Raw genomic sequence first — 15,325 nt, forward strand, 5'->3', positions numbered from 1 at the left:
GGGCGGGCGGGGCTCGCGGGCTGCGCCGACCGCTCTGGGTCAGTCTCTCGGCAGCGTCATGCTTAGCCGCTGGAGGCTGGATTGCCAATCGCGGCCGGTTCCCCGACCTTGAGGACGGCCGGCTTCGGCGCCGTCAGCTCCTGGGCGGCGACAAGCCGTGCGAACGCCCCGTCCGCGGCGACCAGCTGGGCGAACGAGCCGCGCTCGACGATCCGCCCATGGTCGAACACAAGTACGAGATCGGCGCTGCGCACCGTCGCGAGCCGGTGCGCGATGACGAGGGTCGCGCGCCCGCGGCGGGCCTCGTCGAGCGCGGCCTGGACGCGCGTCTCGGTGGCGGCGTCGAGCGCGCTGGTGGCTTCGTCGAGCACCAGCACGGGCGGATCCTTCAGCAGCGCGCGGGCGATCGCGAGCCGCTGGCGTTCGCCGCCGGAAAGCGACGCCCCACGTTCGCCGAGGAGCGTCTCGAAGCCTTCCGGGAGCCGGCGGATCACGTCCAGCACCTGGGCCTTGGCGCAGGCGGCCTCGAGCTCGGCGTCGGTCGCGTCGGGCTTGCCGACCCGGAGATTGTCGGCGATCGAGCGGGCGAACAGCATCGGCTCCTGAAACACCACGCCCACGTTCCGGCGCAGGCCGTCGAGCGTCATGTCGCGGATGTCGAGGCCGTCAATCGTCACGCGTCCCGCTTGCGGGTCGAAGGCGCGGTGGAGCAAAGCGAGAGTCGTGGACTTGCCGGAGCCGGTCGCGCCGACCAGCGCCACCATTTCGCCCGGACGCGCGTCGAAAGTGACGTCCACGAGCGTCGGGCGGCCCGGCTCATAGGCGAAGCAGACGCCGTCGAAAGCGACATGGCCCGCGAGCCGGCCCGGATCGCGGGCGCCCGGCCGGTCCGCCACCTCCGGCCGCACGTCCACCAGATCCAGCATCTCGCCGATGCGCGGCGCGTTCAGCAGCAACATGTTGATCAGCGACACGGCGTCGCCGAGCCGTCCGATCACCAGCGTCGCAAGGGCCGCGAAGGTCACGATGTCGCCGACGGAGGCGAGCCCCTGCGCGTTCAGCGCAGCGCCGGCGAGCACGACGCCGAGCACCGTCATCGTGCCGGCGGCGGGCGTCGCGGCCGCCGCATAGGCCCACCAGGACAGCACCGGCATCTGCACGTCGAGCAGCCGGCGCATCACGCCGTTCAGCCCCGCCATCTCGGCGTTCACCCGCGCGAAGCTCTGCACCACGGCGACCGAGCCGATCGCGTCGGCGGCGCGCTGGGCGAGGTCCGAATGGTAGCTCTCGACGTTCTCCTGCCGGTTCTGGGTCATCCGCAGCAGCAGCGTGATCGCGACGCCGAAGATCACGGCGAGCGCGATCAGGATCATGCCGAGCCATGGGTTGAGCGCGAGGCTTGCGGGCAGCAGCGCCACGAGCCCCACCAGCGTGGCGCAGCCGGAGCGGAAGAAGGACAGCCAGACGTCCGCGAGCGCGTTCGCGCCCGTGATCAGCGCCTTCACGATCCGCCCCGAATGGGTCCGGCGGTGGAAGCTGAGCGGCAGCGACAGCGCGTGGCCGAACACCTCGGTCATCACGGCGAGCCGCCGGCGATGCGACAGCCGGTCGGCGTGCAGTCCGACCAGCACCCGTCCGCCGATGGCGGCGAGCGCGAGCGCCGCCCAGAGCGCCGCGAGCTCCGGGATGCCCTCGCCGCCTTTCGTCAGCCGGTCGATGATGCGGCCGAACAGCACCGGCTCGGCGAAGGCCGCGACCGCGAGCGCGACATTGCCGGCCGCGAGCCAGCCGGCGAGCCGGCGCTCGCCGCCGAGCAGCCCCCATGTGCGGCGGTAGATCGTCAGGACGCTGCGCGTCCGCGCAGGCTCGGAGGAGGTCGGCGCCGACATCTGGAGGCTCGCGCAGGCTTGGACGGGCGGCCTATCTGCCCGACCGCGCGCCGCTGCGCCAGACGCCGCAGGGACGCGCCCGCGGCCGTCGCCGTCCATGGGTGGTTAACGGGTTGTTTACCATGGCGGTCAAAAGTGGCCGGAGGCGGATCGGCGCGCCGCGTCGCTAACAGTTTCGCAAGGCTCCCGCTGCCGCGGGGGGCTCTCGGGGTGGATCATATGAGCGTGAGCGACCCGAGAGGCCGCCAGCAGGAGCATGTGAGGCCGGACGAGGAGGCTCGCCCGCTCACGGCGCTCTCCGAACGTCTCGCCCGCGCGAGGCAGGCGGGGGAGCCGGCCCCCGAGGAGCTCGAACGGCTGGTCGGGATGCTCGCGCAACGCGCCCCCGAGACCGACGACCGCCTGACCAAGGCGCTGGAAGGCCTGGCGCGCTGGGCGGAGACCGCAAAGCGCGTCGACAGCGCCGAGCCCGCGCCCGCAGAACGCCGCGCGCCGGACGTCGCTCCCGAGATCGAGGCGCGCCTGACCGATTTCGCCCGCACGCTGACCGAAAGCCCGAAGCCCGCTCCGGCGCCCGCCGCGCCGGCGCGCCGCGAGGCGCCGCCGATCGCGTCGCTGCGGGCCGCGCTGGCCGAGATCGCCGCGCGCCAAAAAACCCTCGACGACGAGGCCGACGCCTCGCCGCCGCGCGCCGTTCTACGGGAGGAGCCCAGGTCGCCGGCCGCCGCGCGTCCGTCGATCGATCCGGACGTCATCGCCGGCATGCGCTCCGAGATCGAGCGGCTCAGCCGCACGATCGAAGAGCTGCCGCGGCGCTCCGATCTTGACGGGCTCACCGGCGAGATGGTCACGCTGTCGCGACTCCTTGGCGAGGCTAGGCCCTCTGGGCTCGACTCCGGCGCGCTGAAGGCGATCGACGCGCTGGTGACCCAGGTCGAGCAGATGCGCGGCGAGGCCGCGAGCCCGCAGATCATCAACGAACTCGCCGCCGAGCTGAAGGCGATCTCCGCCCGGCTCGACGCGATCGGCCCCCGCAGCGCCGAGGCCGTCGAGGCGCTGGCGCAGCGCATCGAGGAGGTCCGCGGCGAACTCGACCATTTTCCGCGCGCCTCCGCCGTCGAGGAGCTCTTGGCCGAAATCCAGTCGATCGTCGCCCGGCTCGACCGGCACGAGAGCGCCGCCATTCCGGCGCGCGAGGCCGTCGAAGGCCTGACCGGCCAGGTCGAGGCGCTCGACGGCAAGATCGACGCCATCGCCGAAACGTCGCGCGCCCGCGCCGACGAGCTCGAACGCATGAACGAGGCGTTCCGCGCCGAGCTCGAGACCCGCCCGCGGGCGGATGCGATGAGCGATCTCGGCCGCCAGATCGAGGCCCTGACCGAGGGTCTGAAGGCGCGCCCGCCGGCGGCGCCGAGCGGCCCCGCCTTCCAGGACATCTCGGGCAAGCTCGAGATCATCGACGACAAGATCGAGAAGATCGCCGCCGTCGCCCGGCCGGAGGCGCTCGACGGGATCGGCCGCAAGATCGACACGCTCGCGGCGAATCTCGCGGCGCGGCCCTCCGGAACGGAGCCCGAAGCCATCGGCGAGCTCGTCAGCAAGGTGGACGGCCTCGGCGAGCGGATCGACGACATGGCCGCGGCGACGCGGGCCCGCGGCGCCTCGTTCGATCGGGTCGAGGAGGCGGTGCGCTCGATCGCCGAGCAGCTGCTCGGCGCGCGCCCCGGCGAAGCGCAGTCCTCTCAGGCGCTGGAGGAGCAGATCGGCCGGCTGGTCTGCGGGCTCGAGCGCAATGACGGCCGGCTGGACGACCTCAATGCGGCCATGACGGGCGTCGCCGCCCGCATCGAACAGAGCTGCGCCAATCTCAGCGCGGAAGCCGCGCGCGCCGCGGCCGACGCGAGCCGCTCGGCGCTTTCGGGCGGCGCTGCAGGCGGCGAGATCGCGCAGGCCCTCGCCGAGCTCCGGAGCGCGGCCTCGCAGGCCGAGCGCCGCACCGCCGATACTCTCGACGCCGTTCGGCTGACGCTGGAGCGGCTGCTCGAGCGCATGGAGGACCGCGAGCCGCGCGGGCTCGCGCCGGCCGCATCCGCCTGGACCCCGCCGCCGGCGCCCGAGCCCGAGCGGCCCCGGGCGGTCGCCGAGGCCCCCAACGCAAGCGCCACCGAGGCGGCTCGCGCAGCGGCGCGCCGTGCAATGGCGGAGCTCGAGGCGGAAGCGCCCGGCAAGCAGCTCGCCGCCCCTCGCGTCGAGCCCGAGGCCGCCCCGTTCCGGCCGATCGAGCTCGACCTCGATCTCGCGCCCGACCACCCGCTGGAGCCGGGCAGCGCGCCGCACGGCCGCGGCGAATTCGCGGGGCAGTCCTCCGCCGCCCAGACGGCCGCCTCCTTCATCGCCGCCGCCCGCCGCGCCGCCGTGCAGTCGGCGGCCGAAGACGAGGTCGCTGAGGCGACCGAGATCGAGGAGGCGCGCGCCTCCCGCCTGACCGGCGTCCTGGCGGCGCTCAAGGCCCGCAAGCGGCCGATCCTGATCGGCGTCGGCGCGGCGCTGATCGTGCTCGCCGCGCTTTACGTCGCGAGCGGCATGACCGGCGGCGAGCCCGAGCTCGCGCCGGAGCCGGCGCCCACATCGCTCTCGGAGCCTTCCAGCGCCGCGCCCGCCGACGAGAGCTCGCCGGCCGCGGCTGAGCCGAACGCCGCTGAGCCAGCGCCCGCTGAGCCGGCCCCCGCTGAGGCTCCCGCAGAGAAGCGCTCGGAGCTCACCCCGCCCGCGCCCGAGATCGCCGCCGACAAATCCGCTTCCGCGCCGGAGGCCGACAAGCCGGCGCGGATCGCGGCGCCGCGCGCCCCGGCTGCGGATCTGACCCAGTACGCCTTCGGAACCGCCGGCGGCGCAGCCGCCCCGAAGGGCGCCGAGGCCTGGAAGACCGCCGATCCGGCGGTGACCGGCTCGATTTCCCGTAACGCCGACGATCTCCCGCCGGCGCTCGGCAAGTCGCTGCTCGGCAGCAAGGCCGCCGCGGGCGACGCCGCCGCGCAGTTCGAGCTCGCGTCCCGCCTGCTTGAAGGCCGCGGCGTGGCGCCGGATCCGACGGCCGCTGCGCGCTGGCTGGAGAAGTCCGCCGCGCAAGGGCTGGCGCCGGCGCAGCACCGGCTGGGAAGCCTTTACGAGAAGGGCACGGGCGTCACCCGCGATGTCCAGACGGCGCGCCGCTGGTACGAGCAGGCGGCCGCCTCGGGCAATGTTCGGGCGATGCACAATCTCGGCGTGATCCACGCCGAGGGCGGGCTCGGCAAGCCGGACTACAACGCCGCCGTCGTCTGGTTCCGCATGGCCGCCGAGCGCGGCCTGGTGGACAGCGAGTACAATCTGGCGGTGCTGCGCGCCCGCGGCCTCGGCGGCAAGCGAGACCTCGCGGAGGCCTACAAATGGTTCGCGCTCGCGGCCGCGCAGGGCGACGACGACGCGGCGCGCAAGCGCGACGACGTGGCCAAGGCGCTCGGCGCGGGGCTGCCGGCCGCGAAGGCGGCGGTCGACGCGTTCCGGCCGCGGCCGGTCGACGCCGCCGCCAACACGCCGCCCGAACCCGCCGGCGGCTGGGACCAGATGGCGGCGAAGACCGCCAAGCGCTGACGCCTCTCCGGCGCCGACTGTCTCCGAAAGGCGACGCCCGTGGCGCGTCGGGCGCCAGCGCCTGTTCGGCCTCGCGCCTGCTGCTATTCTGGCCGCCGGGCTGAGGGCTCTTCATGACGCTCATCGCATCAGAGCCGGTCGGCGGGGATCGGGAGATCCCTGAGGTTCCGCTGGCGCTCGGGCTGGCGGGGCTTGTCCCTTTCATCGGGCTGTCGCTGATCATCGCCCTGCAGCCGGGGGCCGCGGAAGGCGTCGACGTTCCGGCCGCCCTCACGGGCTATGGTGCCGTGATTCTCTCCTTCCTCGGCGGCGCGCATTGGGGTCTCGCCCTGCGGCATCCCGCCCGTGGGACGCGCAACCTGCTCTACGTCATCGCGGTCGCGCCGCCGCTCTGGAGCTGGCTCGGGCTGATGGCCGGCGGCGCGGCGGGGCTTGGCCTGCTGTCCTTCGGGCTTGCGGCGCACGGCGCGCTCGACGCCGCCCGGGCGACCCGCTTCGCGGCGCCGCGCTGGTACCCGCGGCTGCGCATTCTGCTCGCCACGCTTGCGACGATCTCGACCACAGCGGCGGCCGTGGTGGTAGCCCATGCCGGCTGAGGCCCGATTGGAAAACGCGGCGGACAGTGCTAGCTGTGCGCTCGGAGCGGGCGGGAAAACGTCTTCAGGGGCGGCAGATTTCGTGAGAAACAGCGTGGTGTTGCAGGCGGTCCGTTTCGGAGCCGTAGCGATGGGGTTGTGCATGGCGGCGGCCGGTCCTGCTCGGGCCGCCGATCTGGCCCCCGAAGCCCCGGCGACGGCGGTGGAGGCCCCGGCTGCGGAAAGCGCGCTGCAGTTCCACTCGCCCTTCGGTCCCTGCGAGATGAACTGCTCGGCGACGATCTATGTCGGCCGCTACATCAGCACGCCGATGTCGGACATCTTCACCAAGTTCAACACCGCGCCGTGGAACTGGAAGACTAAGGACTCCACGCTGGTGAGCGGCTCCTTCTCGCGCGAGGTTCTGACCTATCGGGACCTGTGGGCGTTCGAGACCGAGCTCGGCGTCGGCAAGCGATTCGGCGACCTGCACGCGGCGGAAGCCTGGGGGGCGCTGTACTGGCGCTGGAAGGCGTTCCCGTGGAACGACTATCTGCGCACCACTGTCGCCGTATCGACGGGGCTCAACTGGGCCTCGAAGATCGACGGCATCGAGCGCGACAAGGCGAGCCACACCTCGCACATACTTCACTACCTCTCGCCCGAGATCACCTTCGGCCTGCCGGACAATCCGCACTGGGATGTGGTGTTCCGGTTCCACCACCGCTCGGGCGGCAAGCTCAGCGTGTTCAACCGCAACAGCGGCGGTTCGCAGTACCAGACGGTCGGCCTGCGCTACACGTGGTGAGCCGCGCCTGACGGCGCTGCCTCAGTCGGGCCTTAGCCCGATCGCTGGGATTGCGTACACCGCCGTCTCGCCAAGCACCCACGCCGTCATCTCGGCTGCGCCGAACAGGCCCCCGAAGGCGGCGTCGCGTACGTTCAGCCCGCCCGCATAGGCGCCGAAAGCCGGCAGCACGACCCGCGCGCCGTCGGTCGCGAAGCAGCGCCGGCGACGCAGGCCGCGCCCGCGCGCCGCCACCTTCGCCACCGGATGCAGGTGACCGGCGAGTTCGCCCGGCGCTGCGCCGGCCTGCGGTTCATGGCGCAGCGTGAGCGGCCCGAGCCGCATTTCGTCCACCGCCTCGCCGCCGCAGCCCTTCGGCGCCTCCGGATCATGGTTGCCGGCGATCCAGATCCAGTCCCGGCCGAGCTGGAGCGCCGCCAGCGTCTCGCGGTCGCCGGCGCCGAGCCGGGACGCGCCCCAGCGGTCATGGAAGCTGTCGCCGAGCGCGATCACGGCGCGCGGCCGGTAGGTCTCCAGAGCGCCCGCCAGACGGCCCAGCGTCGTAGCCGTGTCGTAAGGCGGCAGGAACTGGCCCCGGCGGGCGAAGGACGAGCCCTTCTCGAGATGAAGGTCCGCGACGATCAGCGCGCCGGAGGCCGGCTCGTAAAGCGCGCCCGAGACGTCGACCACGAGGGTCGCTCCTGCGATGGAGAGCGTCGGCTCGATTTCGTCGCGGCGGAGGAGGGCGGAGAGAATCATCGGCCGGAACGTAGCAGGAACTGTTCGGCGCGGTCCATCGTGGGATACCGCCAAACTCACCGCGGCCCCATCGCCTCCTCGACCAGCGTCTCGGCCGCTTCGCGCAGCAGGGCGTCCTGCGCCTCGCCATAGACCTGCTCGCGGCCGACATCGAGCAGGATCGGCACGGCGAGCGGCGAGATCCGGTCGAGCGCGCGGTGCACGATGTGCTGGCGCGCGCGCGCCAGGAACTCCGCCACGCGCTCGAGGTCGATCAGCCCGCGCGCGGCGTCGGCCCGGGCGGCGCGCAGCAGCAGATGGTCGGGCTCGTGCCGGCGCAGCACGTCGTAGACGAGGTCGGTCGACATGGTGACCTGCCGGCTGGTCTTCTCCTTGCCGGGGAAGCGCCGCTCGATCAGCCCGGCGATGATCGCGCAGTTGCGGAAGGTGCGCTTCATCAGCGCGCTCTCGGCCATCCAGGCCTCGAGGTCGTCGCCGAGCATGTCCTGGTCGAACAGCGCGTCGAGCGACAGCGCGCCCGCGTCGATCATCGCGCTGAGATCGCCCATGCCCCAGATCGCGAGCGCATAGTCGGTCGCCACGAAGCCGAGCGGCTTCGCGCGGGCGCGCTCCAGCCGGCGGGTGAGCAGCATGCCGAGCGTTTGGTGCGCGAGCCGGCCTTCGAACGGGTAGGCGACGAGAAAATGCCGTCCGCCCCGCGGGAAGGTCTCGATCAGCAGCTGGTCGGGCTGCGGGATCAGCGAGCGCTCCTGCTGGAAGCCGAGCCATTCGCGCACCTGCGTCGGCAGCGCGCCCCACCGCGCCGGGTCCGCGAGCGCCGACCGCACATGGGCCGCGATGCCGGTGGTGAGCGGCATCTTGCCGCCGGCGTAGACCGCGACCTTCGGCGTCTCCGAGACGGCGCGGGTGACGAACACCTCGTTTTCGACCAGCGCCACGTAGCGCAGCACCTCGCCGCCGAACATGAAGGTGTCGCCCGGCGTCAGCGTCTCGACGAAATATTCTTCGACCTGCCCGATGACGCGCCCGCCAGCCATGCGGCCGACGGGCCCCTTCGACCGGGCGAAGCGCACCTTGAGCATGGTGGCCTCGACGATGGTGCCGACATTGAGCCGCCAGCTCTGCGCCACCATCGGATTCGAGACGCGCCACAGCCCGTCCTTGGTGCGCCGGATCTTGGCGAACCGCTCGTAGCCGCGCAGCGCGTAGCCGCCGGTCGCCACGAACTGCACCACCTCGGCGAAGGTCTTGCGGTCGAGGTCGGCGTAAGGAGCGGCGGACGTCACCTCGCGGTAGAGCGCGTCCTCGTCGAACGGCCCGCCGCACGCGACCCCGAGCACGTGCTGCGCCAGCACGTCGAGCGAGCCGGGCTTGGCGGCCTCGGCGTCCTGCTCGCCGGCGAGCGCGGCCTCGCGCGCGGCCTCGCATTCGATCACCTCGAAGCGGTTCGCCGGCACCAGCAGCGCCTTCGAGGGCTCGTCGAGCCGGTGGTTGGCGCGGCCGGTCCGCTGCAGCAGGCGCGACGAGCCCTTCGGGGAGCCGACCTGCACCACGAGGTCGACGTCGCCCCAGTCGATGCCGAGGTCGAGCGTCGAGGTGCAGACGACCGCGCGCAGCCGGCCTTCGCCCATCGCGGCCTCGACCCGGCGCCGCTGGCCGACGTCGAGCGAGCCGTGATGCAGAGCGATCGGCAGATTGTCGTCGTTGATCCGCCACAGCTCCTGGAAGGCGAGTTCGGCGAAGGCGCGGGTGTTGCAGAAGACGAGCGTGGTGCGATGCTTCCGGATCGCCTCGTACACCGCCGGCATGGCGTGCGCCGCGGAGTGCCCGGCCCAGGGCAGGCGCTCGTCGGTCTCGTGGACGTCGATGACCGGCGCGGCGCCTCCTCTGACCTCGACCAGATCGGCCAGCTCCTGCCCGCGGCGCGGGTCGACGAGCCAGCGGCGAAGCTCATCGGGATCGCGCACGGTCGCGGACAGCCCGACCATCGTGGCCGAAGGCGCGAGCGCCCGCACGCGGGCGAGGGCCAGCGCGAGCTGGTCGCCGCGCTTGGTGGGCGCGAGCGCGTGCAGTTCGTCGACCACGACCCGCCGCACCGTCTCGAACAGTTTTGCGGCCCCCGGGTCGCCGATCAGCAGCGCGACCTGCTCGGGGGTGGTGAGGAGAATGTCCGGCGGCTGGCGCTTCTGGCGTTGGCGGCGCGAGGCCGGCGTGTCGCCCGTGCGGCCCTCGATCCGGACGCCGAGCCCCATCTCGCTCACCGGCCGCTCGAGATTGCGCGCGACGTCGACCGCGAGCGCCTTGAGCGGCGAGACGTAGAGCGTGTGGATGCCCTCGCTCTCGCCGCGCGGCGCGGCCGCGAGCTCGACCAGCGTCGACAGGAAGCCCGCGAGCGTCTTGCCGGCCCCGGTCGGCGCGATCAGCAGGGAATCCCGCCCGGCGCGAGCATGCGCCAGCAGCTCGAGCTGGTGCGGGCGCGGCGTCCAGCCTCGCCCCGCGAACCAGCGCATGAAGCGCTCGGGCAGCACTGCGGCGTTCTCTGGGCGGGGGAGGGCGGTCACAGCGGGAAAGATAAGCGCGCAGGAGATGGAAGGGAGGGGCGAGGTTCCTGATCCCTCCTCAAGCGCAGCCTGGGGAGGGTGGCCCGGCGCAGCGACGGGTCGGGTGGGGCTCTTCGTCGGGCGTGTTGCTTTGCCTTTGCGAGCACCCCACCCGGCCGGCTCTGCCGTCCACCCTCTGCCCTGCGAGGGAGGGATAGAGGCGCGCCGTCTGTTTCTCGGGCCGCAAAAGCATATCTGTGGGCCAGATGCGCCCCGAAGACCTGCTCTGTCCGAGCCCCAAGGGGCTCTACTGTCCGCCCGCCGATCTGCACATCGATCCGCTCCGCCCCGTGGAGCGGGCGCTGGTCACCCATGGCCATGCGGATCACGCCCGGCCCGGCAACGCCGCCGTGATGGCGACGCCCGAGACGCTCGCCATCATGGCGGCGCGCTATGGCGAGGCGTTCTGCGCGACGCGCCAGCCCGCCGCCTATGGCGAGGTGCATGATGTCGGCGGCGGCGTGAAGGCGAGCTTCCACCCCGCCGGCCACGTGCTCGGCGCGGCCCAGATCCTGCTGGAGTGGAAGGGCTTTCGCGCGGTCGTTTCGGGCGACTACAAGCGCGCCCATGATCCGACCGCGGCCACGTTCGAGGTCGTGCCGTGCGATCTCTTCATCACCGAGGCGACTTTCGGCCTGCCGGTGTTCCGGCACCCGGACGCCGCCGGCGAGGTCGCCAAGCTGCTGGACAGCGTCGAGCTGTTTCCGGATCGCGCGCATCTCGTCGGCGCCTACACGCTCGGCAAGGCGCAGCGGCTGATGAAGCTGCTGCGTGAGGCCGGCTGGGACAGGCCGATTCACCTGCACGGCGCGATGGAGCGGGTGACCGAAACCTACCGGGCGCTCGGCGTCGATCTCGGCGAGACGATCCGGGTGATGGCCGCCGACCGAAAGGCGCTCGCCGGGGCGATCGTGCTCTGCCCGCCCTCCGCGCTGCGCGAGCTCTGGGCCCGCAAGTTTCCTGACCCCGTGACGGTCGCGGCCTCCGGCTGGATGCGGGTGCGCGCCCGCGCGCGCCAGAAGGGCGTCGAGCTGCCGCTGGTGGTCTCCGACCACGCGGACTGGGACGAGCTTCGCCAGACCATCCTCGACACCGGCGCTGAGGAGATCTGGGTGACGCATGGCGAGGAGGACGCGCTGGTCCACTGGTGCGGCGCGGCCGGCCTGAAGGCGCGCCCGCTGCGTCTCGTCGGCTATGGCGACGAGGGCGAGGCCGAAGAGACGCCCGCCGAGGAGGCGTCCGGCGAATGAACCGCTTCGCCTTCCTGCTCGACCGGCTGGCCTATGAGCCGCGGCGCAACGCCAAGGTGCGGCTGATCGCGGACTATTTCCGCGAGACGCCGGATCCGGAGCGCGGCTGGGCGCTGGCGGCGCTGACCGGCGCGCTGTCGTTCCGGCACGCCAAGCCCGGGATGATCCGCGCTCTGATCATGGAGCGCACGGACCCGGTCCTGTTCGGCCTGTCCTACGACTATGTCGGAGACCTCGCCGAGACGGTCGCGCTGATGTGGCCCGGCGAGCCGCGCGCCAACCGGGTGCCGCCGCTGTCCGAAATCGTCGAGGGGCTGACCTCGACCGCCAAGCTCGACCTGCCGCGCCGGCTCGCGACCTGGCTCGACGCGCTCGACGAGGTCGGGCGCTGGGCGCTGCTCAAGCTCATCACCGGCAGTCTGCGGATCGGGGCCTCGGCGCGGCTGGCCAAGACCGCGGTCGCCGCGCTTGGCGACCACAAGCCCGACGAGATCGAGCTGGTCTGGCCCGGCCTCGAGCCGCCTTACGAGGACCTGTTCGCCTGGGTGGAAGGCCGGGGCGAGAAGCCGTCCGCGCTGGACCCGGCGCCGTTCCGGCCGCCGATGCTCGCCCATCCGCTGGAGGACGCGGATTATCGCGCCTTCGATCCCGCGGACTTCGTGGCGGAGTGGAAGTGGGACGGCATCCGCGTGCAGGCCTCGGCCGGGCGGGACGAGGACGGCCGCCATGTGGCGCGGCTGTGGAGCCGGTCCGGCGAGGACGTCTCCGGCGCCTTTCCGGACCTGATCGAGGCGCTGACCTTTGACGCGGCGATCGACGGCGAGCTGCTGGTGCTGCGCGACGGCCGCGTGCAGAGCTTCAACGTGCTGCAGCAGCGGCTCAACCGGAAGAGCGTGACCCCGAAGCTGATATCGGAGTTTCCGGTCCACATCCGCGCCTACGACCTGCTGGTCGAGGGCGAGGAGGATCTGCGCGAAAAGCCGTTCATGGAGCGGAGGGCGCGGCTCGAGGCTTTCATCGCGCGCGAGAGCAATCCGCGGGTCGACCTCTCGCCGATCGTCCCGTTCGCGGATTGGGACGAGCTCGCGGCGGCGCGGCTCGACCCGGCCGCCGCGGGGGCGGGCGACTCAGCCGCTGTCGAGGGGCTGATGGTGAAGCGCCGCGACGCCCCCTACGTGGTCGGCCGGCCCAAGGGACTGTGGTTCAAGTGGAAGCATGACCCGATGACGGTGGACGCCGTGCTGATGTACGCGCAGCGCGGGCACGGCAAGCGCTCGTCCTTCTATTCCGACTACACCTTCGGCCTGTGGACCGAGGACGACGCGGGACCGCAGCTCGTGCCTGTCGGGAAGGCCTATTTCGGCTTCACGGACGAGGAGCTGGTCGAGCTCGACCGGTTCGTGCGCAAGCACACGATCAACCGTTTCGGGCCGGTGCGGGAGGTCTCGCACACTGAGGATCTCGGGCTCGTTCTCGAGGTCGCCTTCGAGGGCGTGGCGCGCTCCGCCCGCCACAAGTCCGGCGTCGCGATGCGGTTTCCGCGCGTCGCCCGGATCCGCTGGGACAAGCCGCCCCACGAGGCCGACCGGCTGGAGACGCTCGAGGCGCTGATCGATGTTCGGGGCGCCGCCCGCGTCTCTTAGAACAGCGCGAAGACCAGGCCAGCGAGCGCGAAGCCCATCAGGCTGATCAGCGTCTCCAGCACCGTCCAGGTCTTCAGCGTGGTCTTGAGGTCCATCTCGAAGAACCGGCCGACGAGCCAGAACCCGGAATCGTTGACGTGGCTCGCGATCACGGAGCCGGCGCCGAGCGCGATCACGATCGCCGCGCGGTCGACGCCGACATAGCCCGCCGCCTCCACGGCCGGCTGCACCAGCCCGGCGGCGGTGATCAGCGCGACCGTCGCGGAGCCCTGCGCGATCCGCAGCGCCGCGGCGATCACATAGGCGGCGATAAAGATGTGCAGGCCGAGCCCGTCGAGCGCCTGGGCGAGGGCGTCGCCGATGCCGCTCGCCCTGAGGACGCCGCCGAACATGCCGCCGGCGCCGGTGATCAGCGTGATCGAGCAGATCGGCCCCAGCGCGGAATCGACCAGCTTCTCGATGTCCGCGCCGCTGCGGCCCCGCCGCGCCCCGAGCGCGTAAGAGGCGACCAGCACCGCCACGAGCAGCGCGATCGGGGTGGCGCCGAGACCGCGCGCGACCTGGAACCACTGCGCCTTGCGGTCGAAGGTCCCCGCCGCCCCAAGCGCGTCGAGCCCGGTGTTCAGGAAGATGATCGCGAGCGGCAGGAGCAGCAGCAGGATGACGGTGGAGGATTTCGGCGGGTTCGCCACGGCGGCCGCCTGCGGGCCGCCGCTCAGGATGTCCGGAACCTTCACGTCGATCCGGCGGCCGATCCACAGGCCGAACAGGTAGGAGGTCACGTACCAGGTCGGGATCGCGATGACGAAGCCGACCAGGGTGACAAGGCCGATGTCGGACTTGAGCAGTTCGGTCGCGGCGACCGGCCCGGGATGCGGCGGCACGAAGACGTGCATGCAGGAGAACGCGCCCGCCGCCGGAATGCCGTAGCGCAGCAGCCCGCCGCCGACCCGCCGCGCGACCGTGAAGATGATCGGCAGCATCACGACGAGGCCGGCGTCGAAGAAGATCGGGAAGGCGAAGATCAGTGAAGCGACGCCGAGCGCGAGCGGCGCGCGCCTTTCGCCGAACAGCCGGATGAGATCATCGGCGAGCGCCTGCGCGCCGCCGGAGACCTCGACGAGCCGGCCCAGCATGGCGCCAAGCCCGACCAGCAGCGCGACGCTGCCGAGCGTCGTTCCGAAGCCGGAGAGCAGCGTCGGCACGACCTTCTCGGCCGGGATGCCGGCGACGAGCCCGGTGATCAGGCTGACCAGGATCAGCGCCAGGAAGGCGTGCATCCTGAACCGCATGATCAGCACGAGCAGCGCAGCGACCGCGAGCGCGGCGATGATCAGCAAGGGCGCTGCAGAAAGCCCGGGGGCGTCGGCGGCGGCGGGGGTCATCGGCTCGCCCTCAGTCGCTTCAGCGGGCGCCGCCGCGGGCGGATCGCAGATCGGCCGCCAGACCGAGCGCCGCGAGCGCCTGGTCCCCGACCGCCTCGGGCCCGGCGACGACGCTGATCCGCGCGCCATCTTCGTCGGGCGTCAGCGGCTCCAGCGTCGCGAACTGCGATCCCAGCAGCGAGGGCGGCATGTAGTGGCCCTTGCGGCCGGCGAGCCGGCCCGCGATCAGTTCCGGATCGGCGGCGAGTTCGAGGAAGCGCACCCGCGCTCCGGCGTCGCGCAAGACGTCGCGGTAGCGGCGCTTCAGCGCCGAGCAGGTCACGACCGAACAGCGGCCGGCTTTCGCCTCCGCGCTGATCCAGTCGCGGATCAGCGCAAGCCATGGCGCGCGATCCTTGTCGGTGAGCGGCACGCCGGCCGTCATCTTGTCGATGTTCGCCTGCGGGTGGAACTCGTCGGCCTCCGCAAAGCTCCAGCCCAGCCGGCGCGACAGCAACTCGGCTATGGTGGTCTTGCCGACGCCCGACGGTCCCATCACGACGACGCAGTCGCGCTGCGCCGGCCGCGCCATGCTCGACTCCTCCATCAGCTCCTCCTGGCGCGGCTCGCATGCCGGGCTCCCGTCGGCGTTCGTCGCGCCGCCGGCCAAACGTTATCGGCCAAGCGTTATAGAACGTCTGCCGGGCTGTGGTCCGCCTCGCGGCCGGATTCGGGCGCGGCCCATGACGCGGCCGCCCGGGAGGCTTATCTTGGGACTTGAAGCCGCAGCGCGTTTCCGCCGCCGCGGCGTTACGCGTGCGGGCG

Annotated in this window: 10 protein-coding genes; 5 read left to right on the forward strand and 5 right to left on the reverse strand. The window is 72.3% G+C overall.

Going from position 1 to position 15,325, the window contains the following annotated elements:
• Positions 1 to 62: 62 nt before the first annotated feature.
• Complete coding sequence (locus tag VM780_RS16325; RefSeq protein ID WP_325449254.1) at positions 63 to 1,889, reverse strand: glucan ABC transporter ATP-binding protein/ permease; 1,827 nt, start codon at positions 1,887 to 1,889, stop codon at positions 63 to 65.
• Between the two features lie 225 nt (positions 1,890 to 2,114).
• Between VM780_RS16325 and VM780_RS16330 the strand changes: the two genes are divergently transcribed.
• From VM780_RS16330 to VM780_RS16340, 3 genes are all read left to right on the forward strand, one after another.
• A complete protein-coding gene (locus VM780_RS16330) occupies positions 2,115 to 5,522 on the forward strand; it encodes a hypothetical protein (protein ID WP_325449256.1) in 3,408 nt (1,135 codons plus the stop codon).
• Between the two features lie 113 nt (positions 5,523 to 5,635).
• On the forward strand, positions 5,636 to 6,118 hold the full coding sequence (locus tag VM780_RS16335) for a DUF3429 domain-containing protein (RefSeq protein WP_325449258.1): 483 nt from the start codon (positions 5,636 to 5,638) through the stop codon (positions 6,116 to 6,118).
• An 82-nt stretch (positions 6,119 to 6,200) separates the two neighbouring features.
• Positions 6,201 to 6,905 carry a hypothetical protein gene (locus VM780_RS16340; RefSeq protein WP_325449260.1) on the forward strand — a complete coding sequence of 235 codons (705 nt, stop codon included), beginning with the start codon at positions 6,201 to 6,203 and terminating at the stop codon, positions 6,903 to 6,905.
• Between the two features lie 21 nt (positions 6,906 to 6,926).
• Here the strand turns inward: VM780_RS16340 and pdeM are convergent, their stop codons facing one another.
• Both pdeM and VM780_RS16350 read right to left on the reverse strand, forming a co-directional pair.
• On the reverse strand, positions 6,927 to 7,643 hold the full coding sequence (pdeM, locus tag VM780_RS16345; protein ID WP_325449262.1) for a ligase-associated DNA damage response endonuclease PdeM: 717 nt from the start codon (positions 7,641 to 7,643) through the stop codon (positions 6,927 to 6,929).
• A 56-nt stretch (positions 7,644 to 7,699) separates the two neighbouring features.
• Positions 7,700 to 10,153, reverse strand: coding sequence for a ligase-associated DNA damage response DEXH box helicase (locus VM780_RS16350; protein WP_325449706.1), 2,454 nt, complete (start codon positions 10,151 to 10,153; stop codon positions 7,700 to 7,702).
• Between the two features lie 296 nt (positions 10,154 to 10,449).
• Between VM780_RS16350 and VM780_RS16355 the strand changes: the two genes are divergently transcribed.
• A complete protein-coding gene (locus tag VM780_RS16355; RefSeq protein ID WP_325449708.1) occupies positions 10,450 to 11,493 on the forward strand; it encodes a ligase-associated DNA damage response exonuclease in 1,044 nt (347 codons plus the stop codon).
• Positions 11,490 to 13,136 carry a cisplatin damage response ATP-dependent DNA ligase gene (locus VM780_RS16360; RefSeq protein ID WP_325449264.1) on the forward strand — a complete coding sequence of 549 codons (1,647 nt, stop codon included), beginning with the start codon at positions 11,490 to 11,492 and terminating at the stop codon, positions 13,134 to 13,136. The genes VM780_RS16355 and VM780_RS16360 overlap by 4 nt, the downstream gene beginning before the upstream one ends.
• Here the strand turns inward: VM780_RS16360 and VM780_RS16365 are convergent.
• Positions 13,133 to 14,521, reverse strand: coding sequence for a gluconate:H+ symporter (locus VM780_RS16365; protein WP_325449266.1), 1,389 nt, complete (start codon positions 14,519 to 14,521; stop codon positions 13,133 to 13,135). The genes VM780_RS16360 and VM780_RS16365 overlap by 4 nt on opposite strands.
• A 19-nt stretch (positions 14,522 to 14,540) precedes the next feature.
• Entirely contained in the window at positions 14,541 to 15,107 is a 567-nt protein-coding gene (locus VM780_RS16370) for a gluconokinase (protein ID WP_325449268.1), read from the reverse strand.
• Positions 15,108 to 15,325 lie beyond the last annotated feature (218 nt).

Source organism: Hansschlegelia sp. (assembly GCF_035538955.1).
GTDB lineage: Bacteria > Pseudomonadota > Alphaproteobacteria > Rhizobiales > Methylopilaceae > Methylopila.